Here is a 15,240-nt window from a genome sequence, read left to right as displayed (position 1 = left end):
GCCCTAGTCGGCCCCGGCGCGGCAGAGCCCGCGCCGGCGCCATTTTCAGACACGCCGATTTGGCCAACGGAGCGTATTGGATGCTCGCGCATATCGGACGCCGCTTCGCCGGCCTGCTGCTCGTGCTCTTCATCGTCGCCGCGCTGGTCTTCTTCCTGACGCGGCTGGCACCGGGCGATCCGGCGGCGCTGATGCTGGGCGAGCAGGCGACGGCCGAGGACATCGCGCGGCTGCGGACCGCCTATGGCCTCGACAAGCCGCTGCTGCTGCAATTCTTCCTGTGGCTGAAGGAGGTCGCGAGCGGCAATCTCGGCCAGTCGATCTTCCTGCAGCGGCCGGTGACGCAGGCGCTGCTGGAGCGGGCAGAGCCGACCTTCTTCCTAGCGACGTTCTCGCTCGCCATCGCTGCGGCGATCGGCATCCCCGCCGGCATCGCCTCGGCGGTCTGGCGCGGACGCCCGGTCGACCAGACCGTGAGCGGGCTTGCGATGCTGGCCGCGAACATCCCGAGCTTCTGGCTCGGCCTGATCTTCATCCAGCTCTTCGCGGTCAAGCTCGGCTGGTTTCCGGTCGCCGGCTACGGATCGCCGGAAGCCAGCTTCACTGAGCGGCTCCAGCACCTCTTGCTGCCGTCGGCGGTGCTCGGCGTCGTCAATTCCGCGCTGATCACGCGCTTCACCCGCGCCAGCATGCTTGACATCCTCGACGCCGATTTCCTGCGCACGGCGCGGGCGAAGGGGCTGTCCGAGCGGCGCGTCCTGCTCGGGCACGCCTTCCGCAACGTGCTCGTCCCGGTCATCACCGTGCTCGGCCTGACGCTGGCACTGCTGATCGGCGGCGCGATCGTGACCGAGACGGTGTTCGGGCTGCCGGGCATCGGCAACCTCGTCGTCTCGGCCGTGCTGAGGCGCGACTATCCGGTGATTCAGGGCGCGCTGCTGGCGGTCGCCGCGATCTATGTCCTGATCAACCTCCTGATCGACCTGATCTACACGCTCGTCGATCCGCGTGTCCGCTACTGAGGGAGCGACGATGAACTCTCCCGTGATGGCTTTCCTCCGCAGCCTGTTCCGGCGCAAGCTCGTGCTCGTCGCTGCCTTCGTGCTCGCGGTGGCCTTCGTCCTTGCGGTGCTCGCGCCCTGGATCTCGCCCTATGATCCCGGCGCGATGCGGGTGGCGCGGCGCCTGCGCCCGCCGAGCGAGGTCAACTGGTTCGGCACCGACGAGCTCGGCCGCGACATCTTCTCGCGCATCGTCTGGGGCGCGCGGGCCTCACTGGGCATCGGCTTTGCCGTGGTGGCGATCTCGGTGACGGTCGGTACCGCGTTCGGCCTGATCGCCGGCTATTTCAAGCGGCTGGATGCGCCGATCATGCGCCTCGTCGATGCGCTGATGGCGCTGCCCGACATCCTGCTGGCGATCTTCCTCGTCGCGGTGCTCGGGGCCTCGGCCGGCAACGTCATCCTGGCGCTGTCGATCGTCTATACGCCGCGCGTCGTGCGCGTGATCCGGGCGTCGACCTTGGTCGTGCGCGAGCTGCCCTTCGTCGAGGCGGCCCGCTCGATCGGCGTCTCGACGCCGCGTATCCTGGCGGTGCATCTCCTGCCCAACATCGCTTCGCCCGTGCTGGTCCAGGCGACCTTCATCTTCGCCTATGCGGTGCTGGCGGAAGCCGGGCTGTCCTTCCTCGGCGCCGGCGTGCCGCCGGAGACACCGACCTGGGGCACCATGATCGCCTCCGGCCAGCAATATGCCGACGATGCCTTCTGGATCGTCGCTTTCCCGGGTCTCGCCATCGTCTTCGTGGCATTGTCGTTGCAAGTTCTTGGCGACGGGCTGCGCGATATGCTCGATCCGCGCCTCAGAAAGGCTCTGTGATGCCCGATGTTCCGCTCTTCCCTTCGGCCTGCGGCGATCTCGCGCGGCGGGTGAGGATCGGAACGACAGGTATCCGCAAGGCCAGTTTCGGCGGAGCTCACCGGACATGACCGGCGAGTCCGATCCCATGGCGAGGGCCGCAGGGTTTGAGGAGACGGTCGGAGCCTCCGACATCCTCAGCGCGATCCGCGCCGGCCTCGGCCAGATGTCCGAGAGCCAGCGGCGTGTCGGGATGCTCTTCCTCGACGATCCCGATTGGGCAGTGAAGGCCAATGTCGAGGATATCGCCGCGCGCGCCGGAGTCAGTGCGCCGACGATCGTGCGTTTCGCTCGGGCGATCGGCTGCGAGGGCCTCAAGGACCTGAAGCTTAAGCTCGCCGGGGCGCTGGCGCTGGGCGCGCCCTTCCTGCATCGCTCCGTGCATGTCGGCGAGACCGCGGCTGACGTGGTGCGCAATGTCACCGGCAGCATGACGACGGTGATCGCCGACTGGCAGCGCCGGCTCGACCCGGCCGAGCTCGACCGGGCCGCGGCCGCGATCAAGCGCGCGCGCCGGATCGACTGTCTCGGCACCGGCGCGACCTCGCATTTCCTGGCGCAGGACCTGCAGGCGCGGCTCTTCCGCCTCGGGTTGACGGCGAACGCCTTCTCCGACGCCCATTTCCAGCTCGTCGCCGCCGCGACCCTGACCTCGGCCGACGTGCTCGTTGCGATCTCCTTCGTCGGCCGCATGCCGGCGCTACTGCGCGCCGTCGAGGTCGGCCGGGCGCGCGGGGCAACGATCATCGCCTTGACGCAGGCGCGCACGCCGCTCGCCGAACTCGGCCACATCGTCCTGCCGATGGATGTGCCGCGCGATGCGACCATGCTGGTCGGAACGGACGCCTATGTCGTCCAGCTCATCGCCATCGAGATCCTGATGATCATGGTCGGGCTGCGTCAGGGCCCGGAGCTGATCGCCCGCATGAACGATCTCCATCACGTCCTGAATACCTACGGGGTCGACCGCGAAGATCCGTCCGTCCTGCATGCCGGCTGGCGCCAGATGCTGGATTCCGATCCGGGGTCGTCCGAAACGGGCTGACGCGGCCCGCTAGAGCATTTCCGCGTTTCTTCGAAGCGCGGAAATGCTCAGGCCTTTGTTTTATATCATTTTCTTCACGAGAACCGGTATCCACTTCGCTTGAAAATGCTCGTGCTGCTACTGGTGAAAGGTCCAGAGCAGGCTCTCGCTTAATTCCTTCAGCGCCTCGACGGCGTCCGGCCGCTCGCGAGCGACCGCGGCGATCAGGGCGTCCGCGATCGCGAAGACGGCCGTGGGGGAGTTGGGCAGCAGGCGGCTGCGCGCCGGCGCGAAGAGCGTGACATCGGCGATCGACGCGAGCGGCGATGTCGGGCCGTCGGTCAGTGCCAGCAGTTTCGCGCCGCGCTTCTTGGCGAAGCTCGCCAGATCCAGCGTCGAGCGCGAGTAGCGCGGGACGGAGATCGCCACCAGGAGATCGTCCGGCCGCGCCGACATCATGTGGCGGACCGCGCGCTCCGGGCCGGTGCGTGCGGAGGCGAAGATCACATCGGCGCCGAGATAGAGCGCCAGCCCGTCTTCGAGGAACGAAGCGACGTGGTGGCTCGCGCCCGAGGCGGCGATGAAGACGCGCGGGGCCTTGAGCAGCAGTTCGACCGCCCGCGTCACGGCTTCCTCGGTCAGGCTTTCGCGGGCCGCCTGCAGATTGGCGGCCTGGTCGGCAAGAGCAGCCTCGACGGTCGCGAAGGTCGAGCCGGCGGCCGAGCGGGCGCCGGCGAAGCTGTCGACCGGAGCATGGGCGAATTTCAGCGCGGCCGAGAGCGCGCCACGAAACTCGCCATAGCCGCCATAGCCGAGCGCCCGGACGAAGCGGGTCACCGTCGCGTTGGAGGTGCCGCTCCCTTCGGCCAGCCCCTCGATCGTCATCGTCGCGACGTCGAGCGGGTGCTGCAGCACGAAATCGGCCGCGCGGCGGTGGCCGTTGCTGAGGGAGGGGTAGATCTGCGCGATCCGGTTCGAGAGATCCGTCGAAGGCCTCAGGCCCTGGGACATGTGCCTCCGCCCTGTTGACGTTCAAAAATTTTCATGTTTGCTACCCGACGAAAATAAACCTGTCAAAACGACAAGCGGGAGCGGATACCATCATGCGTCAATCCCTGTTCGTCGCGGCATTCGCCGCAACGTGCCTGTCCGCCACGGCGGCTTCGGCGCAAACCCTGCGCATCGCGCTGGCTTCCGAGCCGACCGCCGTCGATCCGCATTACCACGACCTCACCCCGAACAACGCCCTGGCGCAGCACATCTTCGACTCGCTCGTCGCCCAGGACGAGAAGCAGAAGCTCCATCCGAGCCTCGCCACCTCCTGGGAAAACGACGGCAAGAACCGCTGGACCTTCAAGCTCCGCGACGGCGTGAAGTTCTCCAATGGCAAGCCGTTTACCGCCGAGGACGTGGTCTTCACCTTCTGCCGCACCTTGAAGAACGAGACCAAGGTGTCGGATTCTTTTGCCGACGTCACCGGGAATTTCGCCTCGGTCGAGTCGCCCGATCCGCAGACGCTAGTCATCAACACCATCAATCCGGAGCCGCTGCTGCCGAACCTGCTCTCGGCGCTTCCCATCCTCTCGGCCTCCATCGTCGAGCACGGGCCGATCAGCTACGACATCGCCAAGAACTGCGGCGTGACGGGGCCCTGGCCGACCGTCAGCGGCTTCAATGACGGCTCGCTCGCCATCGGCACCGGCCCCTACAAGCTGAAATCCTATGTGCGGGGCTCGGCGATCGAGCTCGAGCGCAGCCCGACCTATTGGGGCAAGGCCGAGCCCTGGGAGCTGGTGCGTCTGCTGCCGGTGACCAATGCCGGGCCGCGCCTCGCCGGCCTGCTCGCCGGCGATTACGACGTGATCGAAAATCCGGCCGCGCGCGATCTCGGCCGGATCAAGGATGACAAGCGCTTCGGCCACGTCATCACGCCCTCGACCCGCGTGATCTATTTCCAGCTCGACGTCGCCCGCGACCAGAGCCCATTCGTCAAGGCCGAGGATGGCAAGAACCCGCTGAAGGATGCGCGCGTTCGCAAGGCGATGTCGCTCGCCATCGACCGCGACGCCATCGTCAAGCGCATCATGGATGGCGCGGCTGAGCCGGCTTACCAGTATCTGCCGACCGGCATGTTCGGCACGCTGCCGAACCCGCCGAAGCTGGCTTATGACCCCGCGCAGGCCAAGAAGCTGCTGGCCGAGGCCGGTTATGCCAAGGGCTTCCAGCTCACCCTGTCGACCACCAATGACCGCTACATCAACGACAGCCAGATCACCCAGGCGGTCGCGCAGTACCTGACCCAGATCGGCATCAAGACCGAGGTCGACGCGATGACGCGGGCGATCTACTTCCCGCGCCGTGCCAAGAAGGAATTCAGCGCCGCGCTCGGCGGCTGGGGCTCCGGCACCGGCGAGGCCGCGTCCTTCCTGCGCCAGTGGCCGCCGACCCCCAACGAGACCAAGACGCTAGGCGGCTCGAACTATGGCGGCTACAAGAACGACCAGTTCGACAAGGTGATCCGCGAAGCCGTCACCACGCTCGACGACGCCAAGCGCGCTGAATTGCTGCAGGAGGCCGGCAAGCTCGTGCTCGCCGACGGCGCCTTCATCCCGCTGCACTTCGAGAGCGGCGTCTGGGCCTTCAAGTCGAACCTCAAAGTCACCGGCCGCGCCGATCAATACATGCTGGCGATGTCAGTCAGGCCGGCCGCCAAGTAGGCCTCGCCGATCACCCCAAAAATGACGGGCGGTCTGCTGGACCGCCCGTTCGGAACATGTAGCGGAGCCGGTCTCAGCCATGACCGCCTATGTCCTGCAACGGCTGATCCAGAGCGCGCTCGTGCTGCTCGCGGTTTCGGTCGTCGTCTTCTTCGCCGTCTACGGCATCGGCGATCCGATCGAGCTTCTGGTCTCGCCCTCGGCCAGCTCGGCCGAGCGCGAGGCGCTGATCCGGCGCCTCGGCCTCGACCTGCCGATCTGGCAGCAATATTTCGTCTTTATGGGCAATGCGCTGAAGGGCGATCTCGGCCGCTCCTTCGTCCATGGCGTGCCGGCGATCGAATTGATCCTCGCCCGTCTGCCCGCGACCTTCGAGCTCGTGCTGCTGGCGATGACGCTGGCGATCGTGACCGGCGTGCCGCTCGGCCTCTATGCCGGGCTCGATCCGGAGAGCCGTCCCTCGCGCATCATCCTCGGCAGCACCATCCTCGGCTTTTCTCTGCCTAGTTTCTGGAAGGGCATGATGCTGATCCTGCTGTTCGCCGTGCTGCTCGGCTGGTTGCCGACGGCGGGGCGCGGCGAGACGGTATCCATCCTCGGCTTCAAGACCAGCCTGCTGACGCTGGACGGGCTCAAGCATCTGGCGCTGCCGGCGATCAACCTCGCCATTCCCAACATGGCGCTGATGATCCGCCTCGTCGCCGCCGGCACGACCGAGACGATGACCCAGGACTACGTCAAATATGCCCGCGCCAAGGGCGTGCGTCCCCGGCGCATTGTCGGCCGGCATGTGCTGCGCAACATCCTCATCCCGGTCGTCACCGTGGTCGGCATCGAGTTCGGCAGCCTCGTCGCCTTCTCCACCATCACCGAGACGGTCTTCGCCTGGCCGGGCATGGGCAAGCTCCTGATCGACTCGGTCTACCAGCTCGATCGGCCGGTCGTGGTCGCCTATGTGCTGCTGGCGACGCTGCTCTTCGTCACGGTGAACTTCCTCGTCGACATCCTCTATGCCGCGCTCGACCCGCGGGTGAAGCTGACGGGAGAGATGGCATGAGCGCAAAAAGCAAGGCGCCCGCCGTTCCCGCCTATGCCGACACACCGTTGCGGGAGAGGGTGCTCCGCCGCATCCGCAACCGGCCGACGACGCGCGGTGCCGCGATCCTGCTCGGCATCATGGTTCTTCTCGCGCTGCTGGCGCCGGTCATTGCGCCGCAGAACCCGCACGATCTCGCCGCGCTCAGCGTGATGGACAATCGCCTGCCGCCGGGCGAGACCAGCATGAACGGCATGACCTACTGGCTCGGCACGGAGTCGCAGGGTCGGGACATGCTGAGCGCGATCCTCTACGGGCTGCGCACCAGCCTGATGGTCGGCCTCTCGGCGACGCTCGGCGCACTCTTCATCGGGATTTCCGCGGGGCTTCTCGCGGCGCAGTTCGGCGGAGCCGTCGATGCCGTCATCATGCGCGTCGTCGACTTCATGCTCGGCTTTCCGTCGATCCTGGTCGCGCTCGTGCTGCTCGCCTCGATCGGGCGCGGCGTCGACAAGGTCATCCTCGCCATCGTCCTGGTGCAATGGGCGCAATATGCCCGGCTGATGCGCGCCTCCGCGCTGGTGGAACGGCGCAAGGAGTATATCGAGGCGGCGCTGAATTTCGGCCTGCCGACCCGGCACATCATGATCGCGCATCTGCTGCCGAACTCGGTCGGCTCGGTGCTCGTGGTCGCCTCGATCAGCGTTGCCAGCGCGATCACGCTGGAGGCGACGCTCTCCTTCCTGGGCGTCGGCGTGCCGGTGACGCAGCCCTCGCTCGGCCTGCTCATCGCCAACGGCTTCGAGTTCCTGCTCTCGGGCGAATACTGGATCGCGGTTTTCCCGGGTATCGCGCTGGTGCTGCTGATCGTCTCGCTCAACCTCGTCGGCGACCGGCTGCGCCGCAGCTTCAACGTGCGCTCATGACCAACGCCCTGCTCGATGTCCGCGGTCTCAGGACCGTCTTCCATGCGCTCGACGGTGCTTGGCCTGCCGTCGACGGTGTCGATCTCAGCGTCGCGCGCGGCGAGGTGCTGGGGCTCGTCGGCGAGTCCGGCTCCGGCAAGTCGGTGACCGGCTTCTCGCTGGTCCGGCTGATCGATGCACCCGGCGAGATCGTCTCTGGCGCGATCCGCTTCGACGGCGAGGATCTGCGCAACGCGACTGAAGAGCGGCTGCGCGATCTGCGCGGCGACCGCATCGCGATGATCTTCCAGGACCCGCTGATGACGCTGAACCCGGTGCTCAGCATCGGCGAGCAGATGAGCGAGGCGATCCTGGAGCATCGTCAATGCACCCGAATGGAGGCGCTGGCCGAGGCGGCGAAGGCGCTGGCCCGCGTCGGCATCTCCTCGCCGGAAGCGCGGTTGAAACAGTTCCCGCACGAATTCTCCGGCGGCATGCGCCAGCGGGTCGCGATCGCGACGGCGCTGCTCAACGCGCCCGACCTGATCATCGCCGACGAGCCGACGACGGCGCTCGACGTCACCATCCAGAGCCAGATCCTGTTCGAGGTCCAGAAGCTCGCCCGCGAGACCGGCACGGCCGTACTCTGGATCACCCATGATCTTGCCGTTGTGGCCGAGCTCGCCGACCGGGTCGCAGTGATGTATGCCGGCCGCGTCGTCGAGATCGGCCCGGTCGATCAGGTTCTCGATGCGCCGCGCCACCCCTACACGCTCGGCCTGCTCAACTCCTCGGCCGCCAATGTCGCGCCTGGCGAGCGCCTGAACCAGATCGACGGCGTCGCGCCGCGCATCGATGCGCGCCCGAGCGGCTGCCCGTTCCGGCCGCGCTGCCTGCGCGTGCAGCCGGTCTGCGCCGAGCGCGATCCCGAAACGGTGGGGGAGGGCGCCCGCAGCTTCCGCTGCCACAATCCGGTGCCGGTGGGAGAAGCGGCATGAATGCCCAAACCAGCGCCCCGATCATCGAGCTCAAGGGCATCACCAAGCATTTCCGCCGCAAGCCGACGCTGGCCGAGCGCATCCTGATGGCGACCGGCCGCGGCAAGGCACCGCCGGTGCTGCGCGCCGTCGACGGTATCGATCTCAGCGTGAAGCGCGGCGAGGTGCTCGGCCTCGTCGGCGAATCCGGCTGCGGCAAGTCCACGCTGGCGCGCGTCGTCACCGGCATCCTGAAGCCGACGACCGGCGAGGTGGTCTACGAGCAGCGGCCGGTGGCTGGCCTGAAGGGCAAGGAGYGACTCGACTTCCTGCTGAAGGTCCAGATGATCTTCCAGGACCCCTACGCCTCGCTCGATCCGCGCATGAAGGTCAGCCGCATCGTCGGCGAGGCGCTGAGCGTCCACAAGCTCCTGCCCAAGGCGGAGATCGATGGGGCGGTCGACCGGGCGCTGAGCGAGGTCGGGCTCGATCTCGCCTATCGCGAGCGCTATCCGCACCAGTTCTCGGGCGGGCAGCGGCAGCGCATCGGCATCGCGCGGGCGCTGGCCGTGAAGCCGGATTTCCTCGTCTGCGACGAGCCGGTTTCGGCCTTGGACGTCTCGATCCAGGCGCAGGTCGTCAACCTGTTCATGGATGTGCGCGAGCGCCATGGGCTGACCTATCTCTTCGTCAGCCATGACCTCGGCCTCGTCCGCCATATCAGCGACCGGGTCGCGATCATGTATCTCGGCCGCATCGTCGAGGTTGGGCGGGCGGCGGAGGTCTTCGCAGAACCGGCGCATCCCTACAGCGCCGCGCTGATCGCCGCGATCCCCTCGGCGGCGCGGCGCAAGCGCGCCTTCCAGCCGCTCAAGGGCGAATTGCCGTCACCGCTGGCACCGCCGCCCGGCTGCCCCTTCCACCCGCGCTGCGAGCAGGCGATGCCGGTTTGCCGCGAGGTCCGGCCGAAGCTCACCGAGATCGCGCCCGGCCGCAGCGCCGCATGTCATCTGCACAAGGCTCCGGAGGCCGCATGACCACCACCACCCTCAACCCGCCGGTTGGGCGCAGCGCGCTGCCCTTCATCGACCGGCGCCATCCGGACAGGCCGCTGGTTGTCAACTTCTACCGCCCGGAGCGCCACCAGCCGAACGACCCGGTCATCGTCGTGCAGCACGGCATGATGCGCAACGGCGACGACTACAGGGATTTCTGGATCGATGCGGCCGAGAAGCACAATCTGCTGATCGTCGCGCCGACCTTTCCCGACGAGCATTTCCCCAAAGCCGAAGGCTACAACAACGGTCTGGTCGTCTCCGCTGACGATGCCATCGCTCCGCGCGAGCAGTGGCTCTACGCGGTGCCCGAGCGCGTGCTGGATGCGCTCCGGGCCGGCGGCGTGATTGATAGCCCCGTCATCCGCATTTTCGGCCATTCGGCCGGCGGCCAGTTCGTGCACCGGATGCTGGCGACGGAGGGCGGTGAGCTCTTCGCGGCGGCGATGGCTTCCAATCCGGGCTGGTACACGCTGCCGACGTTCGATCGGCGCTTTCCGGAAGGGCTCGGCGGGCTCGATCTCGACCGTAGTGCGCTCACACGCTGGCTCGCCTATCCGATGATGCTCTTCGCCGGGGACCGCGACATCGTCACCGACGATCCCAACCTGCCGGCGCAGGCCGAGGCGCTGGCTCAGGGGCCGCATCGCTATGGCCGCGCCCATTTCATGCTCGACTTCGCCCGGGCCGAGGCCGCGCGTCTTGGCGTGCCCTGCAACTGGCAGCTGATCACGGTGCCGGGGATCGGCCATGACGGCGGGGCGATGTCGCGCGCGGCGGCGGCCTATTGGTTCGAAGCCGGCCGGATTCCACCGGTGGAGGAACTTGGAAAGCAGGTCGAACCCGTACTCTGACAACTCCTGCTGCGGCGCAATATTGCTGACCCGGTGCGAGGGCCGCCGGGGTTGGTCGGGCTTCCCGCGCGGGGCGTTTGAGCGCCCCGTCACCGCCTCGTCCATGGGCAACGCTCCCGTAATCTTCGCACGCGATCTGCGGATGCCGACCCGCTCCGATTCACGGAACCAGGGCGCAGGCAGATGCGTCGGCGGCGGGGAAAGCCGCCGCAAGGAGTTGTTGTCATGTTTCGCACCATCTCGATGGCGGGCCTCGGCCTGCTGGCCCTGTTCGCGGTGCCCGCGGCGGCGGCGGACCGCCTGCTGCCGCGTACTCAGGAGTGGCCGGCCTATACCGCGCCGCGCACCTACAACTGGAACGGCATCTATGCCGGTATCCATTCCGGCGCAGCATTCGACCGCTTCGACGGCGCCGCCAAGAAGAGCCGCAACGAAGTGCTGCTCGGCGGCCAGCTCGGCTACAACCTGCAGCTCGGCAGCATGGTCTTCGGCATGGAGGGCGACATGTCGATGAACGGCCTCGGCAACAGCTCCAAGCAGCGCGGTGCCGGCACCGGCGCCGACATGCGATATGTCAGCACGCTGAAGGCACGCACCGGTGTCGCCTTCGATCGTGTGCTGATCTACGGCACCGGCGGTCTCGCTTATGGCAGCCTGAAGGCCACGGACGGTCTGCTGTCGAAGACCAAGAGCAAGATCGGCTATGTGGTTGGTGCCGGCGCCGAATACGGCATCACCGACAACCTCTCCGCCAAGCTCGAATACAACTACGTCTCGCTCGGCAAGCAGGACTTCCAGTTCGGCAATACGCGCAGCCGCATCGGCGTCACCGAGCATCTCGTCAAGGCCGGCCTCAACTACCGTTTCTGACCCCGCCATAGCGGCCGGTTTCGCAAGGCCGGTCCTGATTCACGGCCTTCTTGGCCGTTCTCTGGTAGGGATGGGGCAGGGTGTTCGGAAATCCCGTCCCTTGTCCGGCATCACGTTCCATCCCTGCACCTCTACAGGACAGACATGCGCGCATTGATCGTCGAGGACGAGCCGGATCTGATGAGCTTCCTGTCCTCGCTTCTCACGAATGCGGGGTTGATCGTGGATCGGACCACGACGATCGATGCCGCACTGGCCGCCCTGCGGACCGCGCCCTTCGACATCGCCATCGTCGATAGGCGCCTGCCGGACGGCGACGGCCTTTCGATCGTCAAGGCGCTCAGCGCCGACGATGCGCGTCCGGCCTTCCTGATCCTGACCGCGCGCGACGCCAAGGCCGACGTCATCGAAGGCCTCAATGGCGGCGCCGACGACTATCTGGTCAAGCCTTTCGAGCCGGGCGAGCTGCTTGCGCGCCTGCGGGTGATCGTGCGGCGGCGTCATCCCAAGCGATCCCTGGTCATTGCGGCCGGTAACCTCTCGCTCGACCTCGAGGGCCGCAGCGCCTGTGTCGGAGCCGAGCCTCTCGACCTGCGCCGGCGCGAGGCGCTGATCCTCGAAGCCCTCGTGCAGCGCGTCGGCCGCGTCGTCACCCGCGATGTACTGATCGAGGCGGTCTACGGCTTCGACGATCTGATCGAATCGAACACGCTGGAAGCGCAGATCTCGCGCCTGCGCCGCAAGCTTCGCGACGCCGGTGCCCAGGTCGAGATCACCTCGCTGCGCGGCATCGGCTACATGCTGAAGACGACAGTGTCGGCGCTCTAGCGCCTCTCAATCGCGGCTGGTGCCGTCCGGCGGGAATGCCAGGCGCACCGTTGTGCCGCCGTCCTCATTGCCGAGAATGGCGATGGAGCCGCCATGGGCGGCCATGATGTCGCGCACGATGGTTAGGCCAAGACCGGCGCCGGTCGAACTCGGCGACATACGGTTGAACGGTTCCATCGCCTGCGGGCGCTTCGCCGCCGCGATGCCGACACCATCATCGATGACCTCCAGGACGGCTCCGTCGAGGACGCGGACCAGAATGGTCGATCTTGCCTTCGCATGGCGCAGGGCGTTGTCGACGAGGTTGGCGAGCGCGGCCCGGACCGTGGGCTCATTGGCATCGATCACCCCATTCAGATCGCCTTCCTCTTCCAGCGCGACATCGACGCCGTGGCTGAGGATGAGCGGAGCGAGCTCGGCCAGGACGGAGCGAGCGAGCGCGTTGAGCTGCAGCGGTTCGAAGGGCAGTTCGGTGGCATGCAGGCGGGCGAGTTGCAGCATCGAGGAGACGATGGTGGTCAGCCGGCTCAGATCCGTGGTCAGCTGGAGGCGCGCCGGCTCGTCCGGAAGCGCGTCGACGCGGCTGCGCATCACCGCAAGCGGGGTGCGCAGTTCGTGCGCGACATTGTTCATGAAGCGCCGTTGTCCCTCCATGTTGCCGGCGATCTGGTCGAGCGCCGAATTGAGCGCGGTTGTCAGGGGCATGAGCTCGATCGGGGTCTCCTCGGTCGGCAGCAGGCCGCGCGGCGCGCGGGGATCGATGCGGGCCGCCGCTTCGGCGGCGCTGCGCAGCCGCGCGCTGATATAGGAGACCGACATCGCGATCGCTGCAGCGATCATGATGCCGAAGACCACCGAGATCGCGAAGGCCGGACCGGCGATCGCGCGCAGGAAATAGCCGAGGATCAGGTCCCAACCCGGCACGCCGCCGCCGGTCGCGACAATGACGCGGCTGCCATCCTTCTCGATCACGTCGAAGGCGAGTGCGTTGTCGCCGCCGACGCGCATCTGAGCCGCGATCGTCGGGCCATCCAACCGGATGTCGATGGGCAACCCCGGACGCAACTCTGGCGCATACTCGACGACGGAACGTCCATCGGAGACGAGATACCAGAGCCGGGGGCTGGCATGCTCGATCTGCACAAGTCCCGCGGTCTTCTCGACCTGCAGTCCGCTGCCCGTCGACGGCCGTACGCCTTGCTGGATGATTTGTGAGGTGACGTCGTTGCGTAGGGCGCCAGGGTCTTCGGTGATGAAGGTGAATGCCAGAACGGCCGCGATGAATGCCACGAACAGGACGATGCCCAGCAGGCCCAGCCGGAGCGTAAGGGCGCGCGACAGCGAGGTCACGCCAGGCCCCCGTTCTCACGAAGGCCGTGAGCGTTCGAAGTCGCCGGCGACGGCCTCACGGAAATCGGTTCAATGTTGCGGGTCGTCACGGAGCCTCTGTGCGGGTATGGCTTGTCGGACAGGGCGCGCTGCTCTGGCTCGCTCTGCATGGACCGTAATAGCGTTGCCGTTCAACTCTTCCATGGATCTGCCAACCTGATGCCTGTGTTGCGCACCGTGGCAAGGGGGAGCCGTCCGGTCTGGGCGTTGGCGGCGCTGCTCGCGGCCGCGCCGATCGAAACCACGGCATTGGCACAGGGCAAACCGCCGGCGAAGGAACAGATCCGGCCCGGGCAACTGCCGACGACATCGCGCAACGATATCTTGCGATTGGTCGAGGGGGTATTCGACACCGCGTCGAAAACGGTCAGCCTTCCGATCGAACGTGCGTTCGCCCTCTTCGGCGAGCCCAATGCCTATATCGTCGGTGGTGAGCTGAGCGGCTCTTTCGTTGTCGGCGGGCGGCATGGCAGCGGCGAGTTGCGTTTTTCGGACGGGTCCCCCGAGCCGGTGATCTGGTCGGCGCTGTCGGTCGGCATCGGACTCGGCGCCGATTACGGCCGGGTGATCATGCTGGTCTACGGGCTTGACCGGCGGGAGGATGTATTCGGAGACTATGCCAGCCTCGGCGGCAGCGCCCATTTCCTGGCTGGAGCCAACGCGACGATCCTCGCCTCGCCGCGCGCGCGGATCGTCCTCATTTCGTCGGGCCTTGGCCTGCGCTTCTCGGGCGATCTCAGCCGCATCCGCATCGAGCCGGCGGGCGCGCCGGAGATTCTGCGCCCACCAGCAAACATCTGCGGCAATCCGGCCGATTGTCCGCTGCCGGGACGCCCCTGACGGGACGATGGGGGGACAGGCTCAGCGGGCCCGCTCGAGTGATTGGTAGGCCGCAGAGTGGAGCTCGTCGAGGCGCGCCGAGATGTCCATGGCGATGAGGCCGACCTCGCGATCGTCGGCACCCTTTCGGACATAGAGCGGCTCCGACCAGAGGATGCAGCCGCGGCCGAAGGGCAGGGCGATGCTGGACCGGTCCCAGTTTGTCAGATCGAAGCGCGCGCTCGTGACGGCGGCGAAGAGGTAGATCGGCCGACCGGTGACGCGGGCGAGCTGCACGGCGCCCTTGCCGGCCACGCGCGACACTTTCGGCACGTCTGCCGTGAGAACGACGCTGGTGCCGTCGCGGAGCGCGTCCCGCATTTCGAAGAACGCTGGAATTGCCCGCTTGGTCCGAATTTTCGGGCGGCTCTGAGTCCCCGAGCCACGGATGGTCCGGAAACCGGCCCTTTCGACGACGGAGGCGACGACCTCGCCATCGAAATGCAGCGAGGCCAGGATTGCCACGCGCGATGCGCCCTCGAGCGCCGCAAGGCTCAGCATCTGCTGGCCGTGCCATGTCAGGGCGATGAACGGCTCGCGGCTGCGCTCCCAAGGACAGGCCCCGGGAATGACCGGCCTGAACCGGGTGGTTCGCTGCACGAGGTTGATATAGCCGTGCAGTGCGCGGCCGGCGAGCGCCGCTGACTGGCCTGAGCTGGGACGCATCTTCCGCTCTCCATGATGAAACACATGGAGTGGTCGGTGCCCCGGCTTGCTGGAACATTGCGCGGCCGCCGGCGGGGAGGCCGGCTTCGCACAAAATCAGGGTTTGAACGCGCTTGCCGCCCC

15 protein-coding genes are annotated in these 15,240 nt (G+C 67.1%); 12 read left to right on the top strand and 3 right to left on the bottom strand.

Annotation, left to right across the window (positions count from 1 at the left end; all coding sequences use genetic code 11):
* Window positions 1–80 precede the first annotated feature (80 nt).
* The 3 genes from AC1DDA_RS18620 to AC1DDA_RS18610 all read left to right on the top strand — a co-directional run bounded on the left by AC1DDA_RS18620 (window position 81) and on the right by AC1DDA_RS18610 (window position 2,962).
* Window positions 81–1,022: an ABC transporter permease gene (locus tag AC1DDA_RS18620; RefSeq protein WP_476796866.1), complete on the top strand. Its 942-nt coding sequence runs from the start codon at window positions 81–83 to the stop codon at window positions 1,020–1,022.
* Between the two features lie 10 nt (window positions 1,023–1,032).
* Window positions 1,033–1,878 (top strand): ABC transporter permease, encoded by an 846-nt coding sequence (locus tag AC1DDA_RS18615; protein WP_476779422.1) that lies wholly within the window; start codon window positions 1,033–1,035, stop codon window positions 1,876–1,878.
* A 106-nt stretch (window positions 1,879–1,984) separates the two neighbouring features.
* On the top strand, window positions 1,985–2,962 hold the full coding sequence (locus AC1DDA_RS18610; RefSeq protein ID WP_476796865.1) for a MurR/RpiR family transcriptional regulator: 978 nt from the start codon (window positions 1,985–1,987) through the stop codon (window positions 2,960–2,962).
* A gap of 117 nt (window positions 2,963–3,079) precedes the next feature.
* Here the strand turns inward: AC1DDA_RS18610 and AC1DDA_RS18605 are convergent, their stop codons facing one another.
* A complete protein-coding gene (locus AC1DDA_RS18605; RefSeq protein WP_476796864.1) occupies window positions 3,080–3,952 on the bottom strand; it encodes a MurR/RpiR family transcriptional regulator in 873 nt (290 codons plus the stop codon).
* A gap of 92 nt (window positions 3,953–4,044) precedes the next feature.
* Here AC1DDA_RS18605 and AC1DDA_RS18600 point away from each other — a divergent pair, with 92 nt between their 5' ends.
* The 8 genes from AC1DDA_RS18600 (at window position 4,045) to AC1DDA_RS18565 (ending at window position 12,183) form a co-directional block, all read left to right on the top strand.
* The gene (locus AC1DDA_RS18600; RefSeq protein WP_476796863.1) at window positions 4,045–5,658 is read left to right on the top strand and encodes an ABC transporter substrate-binding protein; all 1,614 of its coding nucleotides are present in this window, start codon (window positions 4,045–4,047) and stop codon (window positions 5,656–5,658) included.
* A 79-nt stretch (window positions 5,659–5,737) separates the two neighbouring features.
* Window positions 5,738–6,715: an ABC transporter permease gene (locus AC1DDA_RS18595; protein ID WP_441511820.1), complete on the top strand. Its 978-nt coding sequence runs from the start codon at window positions 5,738–5,740 to the stop codon at window positions 6,713–6,715.
* Window positions 6,712–7,620, top strand: a complete 909-nt coding sequence (locus AC1DDA_RS18590) for an ABC transporter permease (RefSeq protein WP_476796862.1) — start codon at window positions 6,712–6,714, stop codon at window positions 7,618–7,620. Before AC1DDA_RS18595 ends, AC1DDA_RS18590 begins: the two co-directional genes overlap by 4 nt.
* Entirely contained in the window at window positions 7,617–8,597 is a 981-nt protein-coding gene (locus AC1DDA_RS18585) for an ABC transporter ATP-binding protein (protein WP_476796861.1), read from the top strand. Before AC1DDA_RS18590 ends, AC1DDA_RS18585 begins: the two co-directional genes overlap by 4 nt.
* Entirely contained in the window at window positions 8,594–9,613 is a 1,020-nt protein-coding gene (locus tag AC1DDA_RS18580; RefSeq protein WP_476796860.1) for an ABC transporter ATP-binding protein, read from the top strand. The genes AC1DDA_RS18585 and AC1DDA_RS18580 overlap by 4 nt, the downstream gene beginning before the upstream one ends.
* Entirely contained in the window at window positions 9,610–10,485 is an 876-nt protein-coding gene (locus AC1DDA_RS18575) for an alpha/beta hydrolase family protein (RefSeq protein ID WP_476796859.1), read from the top strand. Before AC1DDA_RS18580 ends, AC1DDA_RS18575 begins: the two co-directional genes overlap by 4 nt.
* A gap of 225 nt (window positions 10,486–10,710) precedes the next feature.
* A complete protein-coding gene (locus tag AC1DDA_RS18570) occupies window positions 10,711–11,355 on the top strand; it encodes an outer membrane protein (protein WP_476796858.1) in 645 nt (214 codons plus the stop codon).
* A 144-nt stretch (window positions 11,356–11,499) separates the two neighbouring features.
* Window positions 11,500–12,183: a response regulator transcription factor gene (locus tag AC1DDA_RS18565; RefSeq protein WP_476779413.1), complete on the top strand. Its 684-nt coding sequence runs from the start codon at window positions 11,500–11,502 to the stop codon at window positions 12,181–12,183.
* Window positions 12,184–12,189: 6 nt separating this feature from the next.
* On the opposite strand, the gene AC1DDA_RS18560 is transcribed toward AC1DDA_RS18565, so the two are convergent.
* Window positions 12,190–13,533 carry an ATP-binding protein gene (locus tag AC1DDA_RS18560; protein WP_476796857.1) on the bottom strand — a complete coding sequence of 448 codons (1,344 nt, stop codon included), beginning with the start codon at window positions 13,531–13,533 and terminating at the stop codon, window positions 12,190–12,192.
* Between the two features lie 198 nt (window positions 13,534–13,731).
* Here AC1DDA_RS18560 and AC1DDA_RS18555 point away from each other — a divergent pair, with 198 nt between their 5' ends.
* Window positions 13,732–14,412, top strand: coding sequence for an EipA family protein (locus AC1DDA_RS18555; RefSeq protein WP_476796856.1), 681 nt, complete (start codon window positions 13,732–13,734; stop codon window positions 14,410–14,412).
* A 21-nt stretch (window positions 14,413–14,433) separates the two neighbouring features.
* Here AC1DDA_RS18555 and AC1DDA_RS18550 read toward each other — a convergent pair whose 3' ends face one another.
* Window positions 14,434–15,117 carry a lysophospholipid acyltransferase family protein gene (locus AC1DDA_RS18550; RefSeq protein WP_476796855.1) on the bottom strand — a complete coding sequence of 228 codons (684 nt, stop codon included), beginning with the start codon at window positions 15,115–15,117 and terminating at the stop codon, window positions 14,434–14,436.
* Window positions 15,118–15,240: the final 123 nt, after the last annotated feature.

The organism is Allobosea sp. 10N428 (genome assembly GCF_056394545.1).
The sequence above is the reverse complement of the archived record's forward strand: the minus strand, read 5'-3'. Positions and strand labels throughout refer to the sequence as shown.